Annotated in this window: 20 protein-coding genes; 19 read left to right on the top strand and 1 reads right to left on the bottom strand. The window is 63.4% G+C overall.

What is annotated here, in order from left to right; all coding sequences use genetic code 11:
* Positions 1–7: 7 nt before the first annotated feature.
* The 6 genes from rpsN (at position 8) to rpmD (ending at position 2,588) form a co-directional block, all read left to right on the top strand.
* Positions 8–313 (top strand): 30S ribosomal protein S14, encoded by a 306-nt coding sequence (gene rpsN / locus BMX99_RS14520; RefSeq protein ID WP_093453156.1) that lies wholly within the window; start codon positions 8–10, stop codon positions 311–313.
* Between the two features lie 12 nt (positions 314–325).
* Entirely contained in the window at positions 326–718 is a 393-nt protein-coding gene (gene rpsH / locus BMX99_RS14515) for a 30S ribosomal protein S8 (protein WP_093453154.1), read from the top strand.
* Between the two features lie 12 nt (positions 719–730).
* Positions 731–1,264: a 50S ribosomal protein L6 gene (gene rplF, locus BMX99_RS14510; RefSeq protein WP_093453152.1), complete on the top strand. Its 534-nt coding sequence runs from the start codon at positions 731–733 to the stop codon at positions 1,262–1,264.
* Between the two features lie 12 nt (positions 1,265–1,276).
* Positions 1,277–1,636 carry a 50S ribosomal protein L18 gene (gene rplR, locus BMX99_RS14505; protein ID WP_093453150.1) on the top strand — a complete coding sequence of 120 codons (360 nt, stop codon included), beginning with the start codon at positions 1,277–1,279 and terminating at the stop codon, positions 1,634–1,636.
* Positions 1,637–1,823: 187 nt separating this feature from the next.
* Positions 1,824–2,399 carry a 30S ribosomal protein S5 gene (gene rpsE, locus BMX99_RS14500; RefSeq protein ID WP_093453148.1) on the top strand — a complete coding sequence of 192 codons (576 nt, stop codon included), beginning with the start codon at positions 1,824–1,826 and terminating at the stop codon, positions 2,397–2,399.
* Positions 2,400–2,402: 3 nt separating this feature from the next.
* The gene (gene rpmD, locus BMX99_RS14495; RefSeq protein WP_093453146.1) at positions 2,403–2,588 is read left to right on the top strand and encodes a 50S ribosomal protein L30; all 186 of its coding nucleotides are present in this window, start codon (positions 2,403–2,405) and stop codon (positions 2,586–2,588) included.
* Between the two features lie 126 nt (positions 2,589–2,714).
* Here rpmD and BMX99_RS14490 read toward each other — a convergent pair whose 3' ends face one another.
* The gene (locus tag BMX99_RS14490; protein ID WP_244525523.1) at positions 2,715–3,455 is read right to left on the bottom strand and encodes a vWA domain-containing protein; all 741 of its coding nucleotides are present in this window, start codon (positions 3,453–3,455) and stop codon (positions 2,715–2,717) included.
* 292 nt (positions 3,456–3,747) lie between these two features.
* Here BMX99_RS14490 and rplO point away from each other — a divergent pair, with 292 nt between their 5' ends.
* The 13 genes from rplO to BMX99_RS14425 all read left to right on the top strand — a co-directional run bounded on the left by rplO (position 3,748) and on the right by BMX99_RS14425 (position 15,701).
* Entirely contained in the window at positions 3,748–4,218 is a 471-nt protein-coding gene (gene rplO / locus BMX99_RS14485) for a 50S ribosomal protein L15 (RefSeq protein WP_093453144.1), read from the top strand.
* Positions 4,219–4,325: 107 nt separating this feature from the next.
* Entirely contained in the window at positions 4,326–5,696 is a 1,371-nt protein-coding gene (secY, locus tag BMX99_RS14480; RefSeq protein ID WP_093453142.1) for a preprotein translocase subunit SecY, read from the top strand.
* Positions 5,693–6,274: an adenylate kinase gene (locus BMX99_RS14475; RefSeq protein ID WP_093453141.1), complete on the top strand. Its 582-nt coding sequence runs from the start codon at positions 5,693–5,695 to the stop codon at positions 6,272–6,274. The genes secY and BMX99_RS14475 overlap by 4 nt, the downstream gene beginning before the upstream one ends.
* A gap of 159 nt (positions 6,275–6,433) precedes the next feature.
* Positions 6,434–7,336, top strand: a complete 903-nt coding sequence (locus tag BMX99_RS14470; RefSeq protein WP_093453139.1) for an MBL fold metallo-hydrolase — start codon at positions 6,434–6,436, stop codon at positions 7,334–7,336.
* Positions 7,337–7,346: 10 nt separating this feature from the next.
* Complete coding sequence (locus tag BMX99_RS14465) at positions 7,347–7,724, top strand: rhodanese-like domain-containing protein (protein WP_093453137.1); 378 nt, start codon at positions 7,347–7,349, stop codon at positions 7,722–7,724.
* A 153-nt stretch (positions 7,725–7,877) separates the two neighbouring features.
* Entirely contained in the window at positions 7,878–8,936 is a 1,059-nt protein-coding gene (locus BMX99_RS14460; RefSeq protein ID WP_093453135.1) for an alpha/beta hydrolase family protein, read from the top strand.
* A 402-nt stretch (positions 8,937–9,338) separates the two neighbouring features.
* On the top strand, positions 9,339–9,707 hold the full coding sequence (gene rpsM, locus BMX99_RS14455) for a 30S ribosomal protein S13 (protein ID WP_093453133.1): 369 nt from the start codon (positions 9,339–9,341) through the stop codon (positions 9,705–9,707).
* 15 nt (positions 9,708–9,722) lie between these two features.
* Positions 9,723–10,112, top strand: coding sequence for a 30S ribosomal protein S11 (gene rpsK, locus BMX99_RS14450; RefSeq protein WP_093453131.1), 390 nt, complete (start codon positions 9,723–9,725; stop codon positions 10,110–10,112).
* 111 nt (positions 10,113–10,223) lie between these two features.
* Complete coding sequence (locus tag BMX99_RS14445) at positions 10,224–11,240, top strand: DNA-directed RNA polymerase subunit alpha (protein ID WP_093453129.1); 1,017 nt, start codon at positions 10,224–10,226, stop codon at positions 11,238–11,240.
* A 164-nt stretch (positions 11,241–11,404) separates the two neighbouring features.
* Positions 11,405–11,824, top strand: a complete 420-nt coding sequence (rplQ, locus tag BMX99_RS14440; RefSeq protein WP_093453127.1) for a 50S ribosomal protein L17 — start codon at positions 11,405–11,407, stop codon at positions 11,822–11,824.
* A gap of 249 nt (positions 11,825–12,073) precedes the next feature.
* The gene (locus BMX99_RS14435; RefSeq protein WP_093453374.1) at positions 12,074–12,847 is read left to right on the top strand and encodes a LamG domain-containing protein; all 774 of its coding nucleotides are present in this window, start codon (positions 12,074–12,076) and stop codon (positions 12,845–12,847) included.
* Positions 12,848–12,957: 110 nt separating this feature from the next.
* A complete protein-coding gene (locus BMX99_RS14430) occupies positions 12,958–14,358 on the top strand; it encodes a trypsin-like peptidase domain-containing protein (protein ID WP_093453124.1) in 1,401 nt (466 codons plus the stop codon).
* A complete protein-coding gene (locus BMX99_RS14425) occupies positions 14,358–15,701 on the top strand; it encodes a replication-associated recombination protein A (RefSeq protein WP_093453122.1) in 1,344 nt (447 codons plus the stop codon). The genes BMX99_RS14430 and BMX99_RS14425 overlap by 1 nt, the downstream gene beginning before the upstream one ends.
* Positions 15,702–15,766 lie beyond the last annotated feature (65 nt).

The following is a 15,766-nucleotide window of genomic DNA, read 5'->3' as shown; positions in this document are numbered from 1 at the left end:
GAACGATATGGCTAAAAAATCCATGATCGAGCGCGAGAAGAAGCGCGAGCGTCTGGTCAAGAAGTATGCCGCGAAGCGTGCTGCTCTGAAGGAAATCATCAACGACGAGTCCAAGCCGATGGAAGAGCGTTTCCGCGCCACCCTGAAGCTGGCCGAGCTGCCCCGCAACTCGTCCGCAACCCGTCTGCACAACCGCTGCCAGCTGACCGGCCGTCCCCACGCTTACTACCGTAAGCTCAAGGTGTCCCGGATCATGCTGCGGGAACTCGGCTCCAACGGCCAGATCCCCGGCCTTGTGAAATCCAGCTGGTAAGGAGGGTAAGATATGAACGATCCTGTCGGCGATATGCTCACCCGTATCCGCAACAGCCAGATGCGCGGCAAGTCCACCGTCTCCACCCCGGCTTCCAAGCTGCGTGGCTGGGTCCTGGACGTGCTTGCGGACGAAGGCTACATCCGCGGCTATGAAAAAGGCACCGATGTCAACGGTCACCCGACCCTTGAAATCAGCCTGAAATACTACGAAGGCGCACCTGTCATTCGCGAACTCAAGCGGGTCTCCAAGCCCGGCCGTCGCGTCTACATGAGCGTCAATGACATCCCGCAGGTCCGCCAGGGTCTGGGTGTGTCGATTGTCTCCACGTCCAAGGGCGTGATGTCGGATGCAGCAGCTCGCAGCCAGAATGTTGGCGGCGAAGTGATCTGCACCGTCTTCTAAGGAGGTCCGTCAATGTCTCGTATTGGGAAAAAACCGGTCGAGCTGCCCTCGGGCGTCACTGCGACGATCTCGGGTCAGACCGTTGAAGTGAAGGGGCCGAAAGGCACCCACAGCTTCACCGCCACCGACGATGTGACCATCGTTCAGGAAGACAACGTCATCACCGTCACCCCCCGTGGGTCGTCCAAGCGCGCACGCCAGCAGTGGGGCATGTCCCGCACGATGGTTGCGAACATGGTTGCTGGTGCGACTGAAGGCTTCAAGAAAGAGCTGGAAATCCAGGGTGTCGGTTATCGTGCCGCCGTTCAGGGCTCCACTCTGAAACTGAACCTCGGCTACTCGCACGATGTTGATTTCGATATCCCGGCTGGCGTGACTGTCACGACCCCCAAGCCGACCGAAATCGTCATCGAAGGCTCCGACGCTCAGCTTGTCGGCCAGGTTGCGGCAAACATCCGCGACTGGCGCCGTCCCGAGCCCTACAAGGGCAAAGGGATCCGCTACAAGGGTGAGTTCATCTTCCGTAAGGAAGGCAAGAAGAAGTAAGGACGCAAGGATATGGCACTTAGCAAACGTGAACTGTTCCAGAAGCGTCGCATGCGCAACCGGAGCAAGCTTCGGAAGGTCAACGCGGGTCGCGTTCGTCTTTCCGTTCATCGGTCTTCCAAGAACATCAGCGTTCAGCTGATCGACGATGTGAACGGCGTCACCCTGGCGTCCGCATCTTCGCTGGAAAAAGACCTGGGCGTGGTCGGCAAGAACAACATCGAAGCAGCAGCCAAGGTTGGTGCGGCGATTGCCGAACGTGCGAAGAAGGCCGGCGTCGAAGAAGCATACTTCGACCGCGGCGGCTTCCTCTTCCACGGCAAGGTGAAGGCCCTGGCCGACGCCGCCCGTGAAGGTGGTCTGAAGATCTAAGATCCGGATTTGGTGGGGATCCCCCCCACCTTTTCCAACCTCGCGAGGTGGGTTTTCAAACCCACCTTTCGATTTGAGGGTACGGACAGTGCCCCGATGATCCGGGACGCCCCGCCGGGGTATCACCAAGGATCGGACAATCGGGTCGCCCCACGGGGCAGGGACCCACGATAGCAAAGGAGAGCCCATGGCTCGTGAAGATAACCGCCGGGACCGTCGCGAACGCGACGAAGCACCGGAATTCGCAGATCGCCTTGTCGCGATCAACCGTGTGTCCAAGACCGTCAAGGGTGGTAAGCGTTTCGGCTTTGCAGCCCTCGTCGTTGTTGGCGACCAGAAAGGCCGCGTCGGCTTTGGCAAAGGTAAAGCCAAGGAGGTCCCCGAGGCCATCCGCAAGGCGACCGAGCAAGCCAAGCGCCAGATGATCCGCGTTCCGCTGCGCGAAGGCCGCACGCTGCACCACGACATGGAAGGCCGTCACGGCGCTGGCCGCGTCGTCATGCGCACCGCACCGACGGGTACCGGTATCATCGCCGGTGGTCCGATGCGTGCCGTGTTCGAGATGCTGGGCATCCAGGACGTGGTCGCCAAGTCGATCGGTTCGCAGAACCCCTACAACATGATCCGCGCAACGCTGAACGGTCTCCAGAAAGAGTCCTCGCCCCGTCAGGTGGCTCAGCGTCGTGGCAAGAAAGTGGCTGACATCCTGCCCAAGCGTGAAGACGCGCCGGCGGATAGCTCCCACGTTGCCGAGGAGGCCTAATCCATGGCTACTATCGTCGTGAAACAGATCGGTTCGCCGATCCGTCGCCCCGAAATCCAGCGCAAGACGCTGATCGGCCTGGGCCTGAACAAGATGCACCGCGTGCGCGAGCTGGAGGACACTCCGTCGGTCCGCGGCATGATCAACAAGATCCCGCACCTGGTCGAGATCGTCGAAGAAAAGGCCTGATAGGCTTTCTTCCGAGAAGATAAAGACACCCCGGTCCGCAAGGCCCGGGGTGTTTTCTTTTGGCAGGGTGGCCCCGTGGTTTCACGATCTTTCGGCGTGGGGGAGGTTCCGAAAAGGTAAGGGCGGCTAGCCGCGCCGCCTGGTGGCGGGGCTGGTGGTGTCGCCGTATAGCGGGCAGCCCAGGGTGACCTGCAGCGCTTCGATCAGCGTGTCGACCGTGTCGGCGGACACGTAAAGCCCGCCGGTCCGATCGGCGAGGCAGCGGGCGACGGATCCCTTGCCGGTGTGCGCTTCTTGCTCGGGGTTGTCCCAGGTCCAGAAGTCGACGATGGCGCGGAAGCCGATGACATGGATGGTCAGGTCGCGCGCCTCAGCAGCCAGGCGATCGGCGGTGGCGCAGGGCAGGCCTCCGCAGGTTTCATTGCCGTCCGTCACCACGACGATGATCCCGGGTTCGCGGCGGTGATCCAGCGCCTGTGCCGCCACATCGACCGAGGCCGCAAGCGGGGTTAGCCCGCCGGGGTTCAGATCGTTCACCGCCGAAATGATCGGTTGCGCCGCCTGGGGGCGGGGGGCAAAGCGCAGGTCCAGGCCGGCACAGCTGTCCCCGGTGTTGGGGCCATAGATCAGCAGGCCGATGCGGCGGAAGTCCTCGACCTGGGGCAGGGCGGTGGCGACGGCCTGCCGGGCCTCCTTGATGCGGGTGACCTGCCGGTAGTCGAAGCCGTATTCGATCATCGAGCCCGATCCGTCGAAGACCAGCATGGCGTCCGTCGCGCAGCCAGCGGCAAGCGCGTGCGCGGGCAGCGACAGGCCCGCCACGAAGGCGGTGACCAGGCGGGCAGGCAGGGCTTTGGTCGCGAACATCGGGATCACATCCTGAGGCGGCAGAAAACGTCACTGCCCGGGGAGGATAGGCCATTTGCGACGATTTGTCGTCCCATGGCGGGGCAGGGCCGGTTGGGGCTCGTATGGCGACGCTTGCCGCGTGCGTTCCGGGGGCTCGGCGGCAGGCGCGCGACCGGCAGGAATGGCTTGCTTGCCGGGGGCATAGGGAATATACGCCCCCGGTGGCCATCCGGCCGCATGAGAATCAACCAAGAAAAGCCGCGTGCCCTCCACTTCGCTTCAGGAGGGTCTTCCGGCAAGGAGAAGCGACATGAAACTGCACGAACTTCGTGACAATCCCGGCGCAACCAAAAAGCGTGTGCGCGTTGGCCGCGGCCCCGGCTCTGGCAAGGGTAAGATGGGTGGCCGTGGTATCAAGGGTCAGAAATCCCGCTCGGGTGTGGCGATCAAGGGCTACGAAGGTGGCCAGATGCCGCTGTACCAGCGTCTTCCCAAGCGTGGCTTCAACAAGCCGAACCGCAAGGAATTCGCCGTGATCAACCTGGGCATCATCGCCAAGTTCATCGAAGCCGGCAAGCTGGACGCAGCCAACATCACCGAAGACACCCTGGTCGCTTCCGGTGCCGTGCGCCGCAAGCTGGACGGTGTCCGCATCCTCGCCAAGGGCGAGCTGGCCACCAAGGCGACCATCGAAGTGACCGGTGCCTCGAAGGCAGCGATCGAAGCGGTCGAAAAGGCCGGCGGTTCGCTGAAGGTCACGGCTGCGCAAGCCGCAGAGTAAGCGGTTGTGGGCGGTCGTCAGGCCGCTTACATAACCTCAAGTTTTCCAAAAGCGCCGCCGTGCCGGAAAACCGGTCCGGCGGCGTTTGCCTGAAAGAGAGACGCTGAATGGTATCCGCAGCAGAACAGATGGCGGCCAACACCAGCTGGTCCGCGCTTGGAAAAGCGACGGACCTGCGCAACCGCATCCTTTTCACCATTGTCCTTCTGATCGTGTACCGCCTGGGCACGTGGATTCCGGTTCCCGGTATCGACGGCGCGGCGCTGCGACAGTTCATGGAAGGCGCGGGGCAGGGGATCGGTGGCATCCTGTCGATGTTCACCGGCGGCGCATTGGGCCGCATGGGCATCTTCGCCCTGGGCATCATGCCCTATATTTCGGCCTCGATCATCGTTCAGCTGCTCGGCTCCATGGTGCCGGCGCTGGAACAGCTGAAGAAAGAGGGCGAACAGGGCCGCAAGAAGATGAACCAGTGGACCCGCTACGGCACGGTCTTCCTGGCGACGCTGCAGTCCTACGGCCTGGCCGTGTCGCTGCAGTCCGGTGATCTGGTCCAGGCCGAGATCCCCTATTGGTTCTTCATCGCGGTCTGCATGATCACCCTGATCGGCGGCACGATGTTCCTGATGTGGCTGGGTGAACAGATCACCGCACGGGGTCTGGGCAACGGCATTTCGCTGATCATCTTCGTCGGCATCATCGCGGAACTTCCCGCGGCGCTGGCACAGTTCTTTGCATCGGGCCGCTCGGGCGCGATCAGCCCGGCGGTGATCGTCGGCGTGATCGCGATGGTGATCGCCACCATCGCCTTCGTGGTCTTCATGGAACGCGCGCTGCGCAAGATCCACATCCAGTACCCGCGCCGCCAGGTCGGCATGAAGGTCTATGATGGCGGATCCTCGCACCTGCCGATCAAGGTCAACCCCGCAGGCGTCATTCCGGCGATCTTCGCATCGTCGCTGCTGCTTCTGCCGGTGACCATTTCGACCTTCTCGGGCAACCAGACGTCGCCGATCATGTCGACGATCCTAGCCTACTTCGGCCCGGGGCAGCCGCTGTACCTGCTGTTCTTCACGGCGATGATCGTCTTCTTCGCCTACTTCTACACGTTCAACGTGGCCTTCAAGCCCGATGACGTGGCGGACAACCTGAAGAACCAGAACGGCTTTGTTCCCGGCATCCGTCCGGGCAAGAAAACCGCCGAATATCTGGAATACGTTGCAAACCGCGTGCTTGTGCTGGGCTCGGCCTACCTTGCGGCAGTTTGTCTCCTTCCCGAGATTCTGCGCAACCAACTGGCCATTCCGTTCTACTTTGGTGGCACTTCGGTCCTGATCGTTGTTTCGGTAACGATGGACACGATTCAGCAGGCGCAATCGCATCTGTTGGCACATCAGTACGAAGGACTGATCGAGAAATCTCAGCTGCGCGGCAAGGGGAGCCGCCGTGGCAAACGGAGGGGGGCAGCACGCCGATGACCAATATTATTCTCCTTGGACCGCCGGGTGCCGGCAAGGGTACTCAGGCCGCACGACTGGTGGAGGATCGCGACATGATCCAGCTGTCCACCGGGGACATGCTGCGGGAAGCGCGGACCAGCGGAACCGAAATGGGCAACAAGGTCGCAGCGGTCATGGACCGTGGTGAGCTTGTCACCGACGAGATCGTCATCGGTCTGATCCGTGAAAAGCTGGAAGGCGACGAAAAGGGCGGCTTCATCTTTGACGGCTTCCCCCGGACCCTGGCCCAGGCCGACGCGCTTGAGGCGCTGATGGAAGAAATGGGCAAGACGCTGGATTTCGCGATTGAACTGCGCGTCCGCGACGAAGTCCTGGTCGACCGCATCGTCAACCGCGCCAAGGAAGCTGCCGCAGCCGGCAAGCCCGTGCGCGCCGACGACAACGAGGAAAGCCTGAAGGTCCGCCTGATGGAATACTACAAGAAGACTTCTCCTTTGCTGGGTTACTACCATGCGAAGAAGAAGTTGCAGCGCGTTGACGGCCTTGCGGAAATGTCCGTGGTCGAGGCCTCGATCAAGGCGATCCTTGACGCCTGATTGGTTCGAATTTTGACATCGGAAAGCCCCCGCCGTGCAGATGCCGGCGGGGGTTTTCTTTTGTCCGCGGGGCAGGCGGGGAATTTTCCCGGGCCCGCGCCTTGATACATTCCGAATGCGCAATATGTTTGGGGCAACACGGATAGAAGGAGGCACGCCATGGCGATGTTTCACCGCATAAGCCCCTCGACCGGCGCGGGATCACCCCGGGTCGAAGGGTTCTACGACAAGGCCACCGGCAGTGTGCAATACGTCGCCGTGGACGAGGCGACGAAAACCTGCGCCCTGATCGACGTGGTTCAGGATTTCGACCCGCGCGCGGCCCGCAGTGGGTTCGACAGTGCGAGCGAGATCCTGGACTTCGTGCGCGATCAGGGGCTGAGCGTCGCCTGGGTTCTGGACACGCACCCCCATGCGGATCACCTGATGGCCTCGACCTGGCTGAAGGCGCAGACCGGGGCCCCCAATGGGATCGGGGCCAAGGTGCGGGATATCGCGGCGCTTTGGGCCGATACCTACAACCTGCCGCAGACCTTCGCGCCGGATCGGGATTTCGATCATCTGTTCGCGGATGGAGAGACCTTCCAACTGGGCGATCTTGAGGTGCGGGTGATGCTGTCGCCGGGACATACGCTTGGGTCGGTCACCTATGTGATCGGGGATGCGGCCTTTGTGCATGACACCTTCATGCATGTGGACAGCGGCACCAGCCGGGCGGATTTCCCGGGCGGAAGCTCCAAGGACCTGTGGGACAGTCTGCAGGCGATTCTGGCGCTGCCCGACGACACCCGGCTGTTCGTGGGTCATGATTACCCGCCCGTGGGGGACCGCAAGGACCCCGCCTGGGAAGCCTCGGTCGCGGATCATCGCGCCCGCAACAAGCACATCGGCGGAGGGGTCAGCGAGGCCGCCTTCCGCAAGCTGCGCGATGAGCGTGACGCGACGCTGCCCCTGCCAGACCGGATGCTGCATGCGCTGCAGGTGAACCTACGCGCCGGGCAGCTGCCCGAACCCGAGGCCGACGGCCACAGCTATTACAAGATCCCCGCCAACAAGTTCTGAGGAGAGCAAGATGGACATCCAAGAGACAGCCGCCGGCCCGGTCGAGGTCTGGACCCCGGAAGAGGTCGCCACCGCAAAGGCCAGAAACGAAATCGTCCTGATCGACGTGCGCACGCCGCAGGAATACATGTTCGAACATATCGAAGGCGCGCTGCTGCTGCCCATGGCCTTCTTCGATCCCGCCGCCCTGCCGTCGCAAGAGGGCAAGCGCATCGTGCTGTACTGCGGATCGTCCATGCGGTCGGGCAAGATGGCGGAAAAGACGCGGGCCGCCGGTGTCGACAAGATCGCCCATCTGCAGGGCGGTTTCGGCAAGTGGAAAGAGGCCAAGCAGCCCTATATGGGCACCGACATGTCCACCGGCGCGCCAAAGAAGGTCACGGGCTGAACGATTGAGGCACCATGCCCGCAAGCACCGCGACGGGCGCTTGATGGCCGTGGTGCCACAGGTGCCCGAAAGCGGTGCGCCTTGCGGAATACACGTTGCCTGATCCTATACCTTTGAGTAGTCCCTGCGCAGATTTTCCAAGGGGCTGATTTCATGAAATGGGTGATCCGTCTGGCCGTTGCGGCCGTTCTGGGCGTTGTTGTTCTGTTCGGGGCCGTGGCCCTGTTGAAGACCAAGGACCGGCCCGCGCCTGATGTGCTGCCCGGCCTTGCGCTGACCCAGGTGCCCGCACCGCATCGCGACATGCCCCTGGATGTGACCGTCTGGTATCCGGCGCAGCAGGACGGCACAGAGGAGCTGGTCGGGCAGAACGCGCTGTTCTATGGCCATCACGTGCGGCGCGGGGCGACGCCCCGGGACGGCCGGCATCCCGTTGTGGTCTTGTCGCATGGCTCGGGCGGCAATGCTCTGCAACTGGGCTGGATCGCGGGGGAACTGGCGCGGCAGGGCATGATCGTCGTGGCCACCGACCATCCCGGCACCCGGTTGCGCGACAGCGATCCCTTTCAGACCGTGCGCGTCTGGGAACGCCCGCTGGACCTGAGCCTGCTTCTGGACTGGATCGCCACCGGCCCCGAGGGGCTGAGCCCCGACATGTCCCGCATCGGCGCGCTTGGCTTTTCGCTTGGCGGGCATTCGGTGCTGGCGCTGGCGGGCGAGAGGGTCTCGAAACAGCGGTTCATCGACTATTGCGACCGCAACGCGGGCCTTGTGGACTGTGGCTGGATGCAGGCGGCGGGTGTGGATTTCACCACGATCGAACAAGAGGCTTATGAGGCCTCGCGCCTGGACCGGCGCGTCGGGCATGTCCTGGCCGTCGATCCGGCGTTGCCGCAGGCGGTGGCCGAGGGCGGCACGGATGACATTCTGGCCCGGGTGCGGATCCTCAACCTGGGCGCGGTCGAGACCGTGCCTGAGGCGATGCGCGCCGATGCGCTGGCCGACCGGATCGAGCGGGCGGAATACGCCGCCGTGCCGGGGGCCTGGCATTTTTCCTTCCTGGCGGAATGCAGCGCCATGGGCCGGATCGTCATCGGGCTGGCGGGGGACGACAACATCTGTTCCGACAGCGGTATGCGGGACCGGGGCGTGCTGCATCAGGAATTGCGCGCCGACATCGCGGGGTTCTTCGCGCGTGGGTTTGGCCTGTAGGTCCGGACTGTGGTTCCGGCCTGAGACCAGAGCCAAAATTCCGGGCATGGATTACGATTGTGCTAACCAGCAGGGCAGGGGGCGTTTGCAACCTGCCCCGCTTCGCGGTACCCTGATGCATCGCCCGGACGCATTGAAGCCCTGGGCCTGTGCGGCACCGCAGGACGGTGCTTCGGTCAACCGGTCGAAGGTGCGATCGGATACCCGTTGCGCGGAAACCTGCGTTTCAGGGGTTGACCCGGCGGGCAATCGCTCATACCACGCGCTATCTCGAACGTAGGGCCGATTCCGGCCCTTCTTCGTGTTTTGTGATATGACCCGTTGTTCGACGTCCGTGTCTGACCAACGTGTTGTGAAAAAAGGGCCTGGGACTACGGGCTCGCAACAAAAGGAAGACCGACATTGGCACGTATTGCCGGCGTTAACATCCCGACTGCAAAGCGGGTACCGATCGCCCTGACCTACATCACCGGTATTGGCCCCGCATCGGCCAAAGCCATCTGCGAAGCCGTCAACATCGAAGCGACCCGTCGTGTAAACGAACTGTCGGACGCCGAAGTGCTGGCCATCCGCGAACACATCGACGCCAACTACACCGTCGAAGGTGACCTGCGCCGCGAAGTTCAGATGAACATCAAGCGCCTGATGGATCTTGGCTGCTACCGTGGCCTGCGCCATCGCCGTGGCCTCCCCGTTCGCGGTCAGCGGACCCACACGAACGCTCGTACCCGCAAAGGCCCCGCAAAGGCCATTGCAGGCAAGAAGAAGTAAGGGGAGCGCACAGATATGGCACGTGATACCCGCCGCACGAAAAAGAAGGTTTCCAAGAACATCGCCGCTGGCGTTGCGCATGTGAACTCTTCCTTCAACAACACCAAAATCCTGATCTCGGACGTTCAGGGCAACGCGATTGCGTGGTCCTCGGCCGGCACCATGGGCTTCAAGGGTTCGCGTAAGTCGACCCCCTATGCCGCCCAGATGGCCGCAGAAGACGCCGGCAAGAAAGCTCAGGAACATGGCGTGAAGACGCTGGAAGTCGAAGTTCAGGGCCCCGGTTCGGGTCGTGAATCGGCCCTGCGCGCCCTGGCCGCCATCGGTTTCAACATCACCTCGATCCGTGATGTGACCCCGATCGCGCACAACGGCTGCCGCCCGCCGAAGCGCCGCCGCGTCTAAGGCAGACAAAGTTAGGGGAGGCCGCGGTATTCGCGGCCTCCTGTCGTCATTTTTACCTCGGGTGTTTCGTCCTTAGGGACATGGGGACGAGACGAGCATGGAGGGACGTACATGATCCACAAGAATTGGGCAGAACTGATCAAGCCGACCCAGCTTGACGTCAAGCCGGGCTTCGACCCGTCGCGCCAGGCAACCGTCGTTGCCGAACCGCTGGAACGCGGCTTCGGTCTGACGCTGGGCAACGCGCTGCGCCGCGTGCTGATGTCTTCGCTGCAGGGGGCTGCCATCACCTCGGTTCAGATCGACAACGTTCTGCACGAGTTCTCCTCCATCGCCGGTGTCCGTGAGGACGTGACCGACGTGGTTCTGAACCTCAAGGGTGTGTCCCTGCGCATGGAAGTCGAAGGGCCCAAGCGCCTGTCGATCAATGCCAAGGGCCCGGGTGTCGTCACCGCAGCCGAGATTTCGGAAAGCGCCGGCATCGAAGTCCTGAACAAGGATCACGTGATCTGCCACCTCGACGAAGGTGCGTCGCTGTTCATGGAACTGACCGTGAACACCGGCAAGGGCTATGTCCCTGCCGACCGCAATAAGCCCGAGGATGCGCCGATCGGCCTGATCCCGATCGATGCGATCTATTCGCCGATCAAGAAGGTGTCGTATGACGTGCAGCCGACCCGTGAGGGCCAGGTGCTGGACTACGACAAGCTGACCATGAAGATCGAAACCGACGGGTCGATCACCCCGGATGACGCCGTGGCCTTCGCCGCACGCATCCTGCAGGACCAGCTGTCGATCTTCGTCAACTTCGACGAACCGGAATCGGCTGGCCGCCAGGACGAAGACGACGGTCTCGAGTTCAACCCGCTTCTGCTGAAGAAAGTGGACGAACTGGAACTGTCCGTGCGTTCGGCAAACTGCCTGAAGAACGACAACATCGTCTACATCGGCGATCTGATCCAGAAGACCGAAGCCGAGATGCTGCGCACCCCGAACTTCGGCCGGAAGTCCCTGAACGAGATCAAGGAAGTGCTTTCGGGCATGGGCCTGCACCTCGGCATGGACGTCGAGGATTGGCCGCCGGACAACATCGAAGACTTGGCCAAGAAATTCGAAGACCAGTTCTAAGATTTCGGAGGGGGGAGACCCCCTCCTGCCTCATCCCCCAAGGGGGAGGGCACCCCGGGTTTGTCGGTCCTAGGACCGGCCGACCCCAAGGAGAGCCGGTGACACGCATCGCCGGTCAGACAAAGCAAAACCGCCCGTAGAGGGCATATGATTGGAGAAAAACAATGCGTCACGCACGTGGTTATCGCCGCCTGAACCGGACCCATGAACACCGCAAGGCGATGTTCTCGAACATGTCCGCATCGCTCATCGAACATGAGCAGATCAAGACCACCCTGCCCAAAGCCAAGGAACTGCGTCCCATCGTGGAAAAGCTGGTGACCCTGGCGAAGAAGGGTGACCTGCACTCCCGCCGTATCGCGGCATCGCGCCTGCAGCAGGACGCGGCCGTTGCGAAACTGTTCGAAGTGCTGGGCCCCCGCTACGCCGAGCGTAAGGGCGGCTACATCCGCATCATGAAAGCGGGCTTCCGCTATGGTGACATGGCCCCGATGGCGATCATCGAATTCGTCGACCGTGACGTCGACGCCAAAGGCGCAGGCGACAAGGCCCGCGTCGCAGCCGAGGAAGCCGGCGAAGAGTAATCTTCCCCCTTCGGTGCGAAATCTGAAAGCCCTGCCAGTTCTGGCGGGGCTTTTTGCTTTCCGGGTGCCGGGAATTGGAAAGGGTCGCGGTGGCGGTTTTCCCCGTGGGGCAGGGGGGGGGGCCGCAACCTGACCCGGCGCGGGGGCCTGTCACGAACCGGGGGCTGGGCAAGCCGGGGCAAACGTGGCAAAATTGAGGCTTATTCAGCCGGCACCTGCCGGACAGCGAAATTTTCAAAGGACTTGCACATGAAACATGTGATCATCGGCGGCCTTCTGGCGCTTGGGCTGGCTTCTCCTGCGGCGGCCGTGACCTCGGGTCTGGTGGCCTTTTACGACTTCGAAAGCGGCGATGCCTCGGACGCGAGCGGCAATGGCAATGACGGCACGGTGGTGGCCGGCGTTACTTTTGGTGCGACCGGCTATGCTGGCTCCATGGGGGCCGAATTCACGGCAACGGGCGGCCTGAGCGGCATCAACACCGGAATCGACATCAACCCCGCCGCGATGCCCGCGCTGACCATGGGCGGTTGGTTCCGCGCCGACACGATCAACAACGGCAAGGTGCTGTCGCATGACAACGGCGGATTTGATCGCACCCTTGGTCTTGATACGCGTGGAAGCGTGTCGGGCGTGGACTGGACGGCCTTTTCCGGCGGTGGCGTGGTCGATGCGGACAGCGTGGCGCAGGATGTGATCGCCGGTGCCTGGCAGCATGTCGCGGTCGTCTACGACGGTGCGGCGTCGGCCCTTTATGTGAACGGCACCCTGGCCGAAAGCTTCACCGCCACCAATGGCACGTCGATCTGGTCGCTTTTCATCGGGACCAACCCCAGCTTCAACGAGGATTTCACCGGCGGCGCAGATGATGTCTTTGTCTTCTCCCGTGCGCTTAGCGCGAATGAGATCGGCAGCATCTACACCGATGGCATCACGATCACCCCGGCGGTGCCGCTTCCGGCGGGTTTTCCGCTGCTGATCGGCGGGCTGGGCGTGCTGGGTCTGATCCGTCGCCGCAGCTGAACGCCAGGTCGTTTGATCGCGGCCTGTCGTTCCGGGCCAATTGATCCCGAACCCCCAGGGCCCGGCGCAGGTTGCATTCCCGCGCCGGGCCTTCCATATCCTGCGGTATCATGAACCGAATTTCCTGTCTCGCCGTCGCCCTGCTGTCCACTGTTGCTGTGCTGAACCCCGGTCCGCTGATGGCCGAACGGGTGCCGCTGACGCGCGGAGAAATCAGCATGGGCTTTGCCCCCGTGGTGCGCGAAGCCACCCCGGCCGTGGTCAATATCTACGCCCGCCGCGTGGTGCAGACCCAGTCGACGCCCTTCGCCAATGACCCGTTCTTTCGCGAATTCTTTCGCGGGTTTGGGCAGACCCGGCCGCAGGTGCAGAATTCGCTTGGCTCGGGCGTGGTGCTGTCGAAGGACGGCATCGTCGTGTCGAATTACCACGTCGTCGGCCAGGCCGAGGATATCCGCGTGGTGCTGAACGACCGGCGCGAATTCCGCGCGCGGGTGCTGCTGGCGGATGCCGACAGCGACCTAGCCATCCTTCAGATCGAGGACGCGCCGCGCAACATGGCCCATCTGCGCCTGCGCGACAGCGACACGGTCGAGGTTGGCGAACTGGCGCTGGCCATCGGCAACCCCTTCGGCGTCGGGCAGACGGTGTCTTCGGGCATCGTGTCGGGGCTGGCGCGCTCGGGCACGGCCACAGGCAGCGCGCGGGGCTATTTCATCCAGACGGACGCACCGATCAACCCGGGTAATTCCGGCGGGGCGCTGGTCGACATCAACGGTGATCTGATCGGGGTGAACACCTCGATCCTCACACGCTCGGGCGGGTCGAACGGCATCGGCTTTGCCATCCCCGCATCGCTTGTGGCGCAATTCGTGGATCAGGCGCAGCAGGGCTTTGCCCGGTTTCAACGCCCTTGGGCCGGGATTTCCGGACAAGAGGTCGACGCCGCCATGGCCGAGACCCTGGGCATGGACCGTCCCGGCGGCGTGATCATTTCGGAACTGCATCCGAAAAGCCCCTTCCGCGTGGCGGGGCTTGAGGTCGGCGACGTGGTGACGGCGGTGGACGGCATGGCGGTGAACACCCCGCCCGAGATGATCTATCGCATGTCTGTCGCCGGTCTGGGCGAACGGGCGGATGTGACATTCCAGCGGCGCGGGCGGGAAAAAAGTGCCCGGGTCGACATGCTGAATGCGCCCGAGGATCCGCCGCGCGACGGGCTGGTCACAGACCGCCGCACCGCCATTCCCGGCCTTGCGGTGCAGACGCTGAATCCGGCCGTGGTGGCCGAAATGGGCCTGCCGACCGGGCTTGAGGGCGTGGTCATCACCGATCCCGGCGCGCTTGGCGCGCGGGTCGGGCTGCGCCCCGGCGACGTGGTGCAGCAGATCAACGGCATCGACATCCAGACCACGGCCCAGCTGGAAGAGGCGCTGACCGACGTCGGGCGGCGGCTGGACCTGGGACTGATCCGGGGCGGGCAGGGGATGACCCTGCGGCTGCGGCTCTGATGGGGGATCTGTTCGATCAGGACCCCTCGGGCGGGCAGTCCGACCGGGCCGCGGAACCAGATGGCACCGGCACTGCGCCGCGCCCTCTGGCCGACCGGCTGCGCCCCCGCGCATTAAGCGAGGTGATCGGCCAGCAGCAGGTGCTGGGCCCGGATGCGCCGCTTGGGGTCATGCTGGCCTCAAACAGCCTGTCGTCGCTGGTGCTTTGGGGGCCGCCGGGGGTGGGCAAGACCACGATCGCGCGGCTTCTGGCGGATGAAACCGACCTGCATTTCGTGCAGATCAGCGCGATCTTCACCGGGGTTGCCGACCTGAAGAAGGTGTTCGAGGCCGCGCGCCAGCGCCGCCGCATCGGGCAGGGCACGCTGTTGTTCGTCGACGAAATCCACCGCTTCAACAAGGCGCAGCAGGACGGGTTCCTGCCGCATATGGAGGACGGCACCGTTCTTCTGGTCGGGGCCACCACAGAAAACCCGTCATTCGAGCTGAACGCAGCGCTTCTGTCGCGCGCGCAGGTGCTGGTGCTGGAACGGCTGGGCGGAGAGGACCTTGAGGCGCTTCTGACCCGGGCCGAGGCCGAGCTGAACCGCGAACTGCCCCTGACCGAGGCCGCACGGGCGACGCTGAAGGACATGGCCGATGGCGATGGCCGGGCGCTGTTGAACCTGGTGGAACAGGTCGCCGCCTGGACCGTCAAGGATCCGCTGGATCCCGAGGCGCTGTCGACCCGGCTGATGCGGCGGGCGGCGAAATACGACAAGTCGGGTGAAGAACATTACAACCTGATCAGCGCGCTGCATAAATCGGTGCGGGGGTCCGACCCGGATGCGGCGCTGTACTGGTATGCGCGGATGCTGACCGGGGGCGAAGATCCACGGTTCCTGGCCCGCCGCCTGACCCGGATGGCGGTTGAAGACATCGGCATGGCCGACCCGCAGGCGCAGACCGTCTGTCTGGACGCCTGGAACGCCTATGAACGGCTGGGATCGCCCGAAGGGGAACTGGCGCTGGCGCAGGCGGTGATCTACGTGGCGCTGGCACCGAAAAGCAACGCGGGCTACGTGGCCTACAAGGGCGCGATGCGGCTGGCCAAGCAGACCGGCAGCGCCATGCCGCCGAAACATATCCTGAACGCGCCGACCTCGATGATGAAGGATCAGGGCTATGGCACCGGCTATGCCTATGATCACGACGCCGAGGACGGGTTTTCCGGGCAGAACTACTTTCCCGACGATGTGCCGCGCCCGGACCTGTATCAGCCGGTCGAACGCGGGTTCGAACGCGACCTGAAAAAGCGGCTGGAGTATTTTGAAAAGCTGCGGGTCAAGCGCAACGGCGGATAGGGGCCCTTCCGGGCCGATGACCGCAGGAAAGACGGCGCAAATATTGACTCCGATCCCTATCGGGG

Source organism: Pseudooceanicola nitratireducens (assembly GCF_900109195.1).
Taxonomy (GTDB): domain Bacteria; phylum Pseudomonadota; class Alphaproteobacteria; order Rhodobacterales; family Rhodobacteraceae; genus Pseudooceanicola; species Pseudooceanicola nitratireducens.
The sequence above is the reverse complement of the archived record's forward strand: the minus strand, read 5'-3'. Positions and strand labels throughout refer to the sequence as shown.

Coding starts and splice junctions, on each gene's coding strand:
- rplQ (WP_093453127.1), top strand. CDS start 11,405: ATGCGTCACGCACGTGGTTATCGCCGCCTGAACCGGACCCATGAACAC.
- BMX99_RS14460 (WP_093453135.1), top strand. CDS start 7,878: ATGAAATGGGTGATCCGTCTGGCCGTTGCGGCCGTTCTGGGCGTTGTT.
- secY (WP_093453142.1), top strand. CDS start 4,326: ATGGTATCCGCAGCAGAACAGATGGCGGCCAACACCAGCTGGTCCGCG.
- rplF (WP_093453152.1), top strand. CDS start 731: ATGTCTCGTATTGGGAAAAAACCGGTCGAGCTGCCCTCGGGCGTCACT.
- BMX99_RS14490 (WP_244525523.1), bottom strand. CDS start 3,455: ATGTTCGCGACCAAAGCCCTGCCTGCCCGCCTGGTCACCGCCTTCGTG.
- rpsE (WP_093453148.1), top strand. CDS start 1,824: ATGGCTCGTGAAGATAACCGCCGGGACCGTCGCGAACGCGACGAAGCA.
- rpmD (WP_093453146.1), top strand. CDS start 2,403: ATGGCTACTATCGTCGTGAAACAGATCGGTTCGCCGATCCGTCGCCCC.
- BMX99_RS14475 (WP_093453141.1), top strand. CDS start 5,693: ATGACCAATATTATTCTCCTTGGACCGCCGGGTGCCGGCAAGGGTACT.
- BMX99_RS14465 (WP_093453137.1), top strand. CDS start 7,347: ATGGACATCCAAGAGACAGCCGCCGGCCCGGTCGAGGTCTGGACCCCG.
- BMX99_RS14470 (WP_093453139.1), top strand. CDS start 6,434: ATGGCGATGTTTCACCGCATAAGCCCCTCGACCGGCGCGGGATCACCC.
- BMX99_RS14430 (WP_093453124.1), top strand. CDS start 12,958: ATGAACCGAATTTCCTGTCTCGCCGTCGCCCTGCTGTCCACTGTTGCT.
- rpsK (WP_093453131.1), top strand. CDS start 9,723: ATGGCACGTGATACCCGCCGCACGAAAAAGAAGGTTTCCAAGAACATC.
- rplR (WP_093453150.1), top strand. CDS start 1,277: ATGGCACTTAGCAAACGTGAACTGTTCCAGAAGCGTCGCATGCGCAAC.
- BMX99_RS14445 (WP_093453129.1), top strand. CDS start 10,224: ATGATCCACAAGAATTGGGCAGAACTGATCAAGCCGACCCAGCTTGAC.
- rpsH (WP_093453154.1), top strand. CDS start 326: ATGAACGATCCTGTCGGCGATATGCTCACCCGTATCCGCAACAGCCAG.
- BMX99_RS14435 (WP_093453374.1), top strand. CDS start 12,074: ATGAAACATGTGATCATCGGCGGCCTTCTGGCGCTTGGGCTGGCTTCT.
- rpsN (WP_093453156.1), top strand. CDS start 8: ATGGCTAAAAAATCCATGATCGAGCGCGAGAAGAAGCGCGAGCGTCTG.
- rplO (WP_093453144.1), top strand. CDS start 3,748: ATGAAACTGCACGAACTTCGTGACAATCCCGGCGCAACCAAAAAGCGT.
- BMX99_RS14425 (WP_093453122.1), top strand. CDS start 14,358: ATGGGGGATCTGTTCGATCAGGACCCCTCGGGCGGGCAGTCCGACCGG.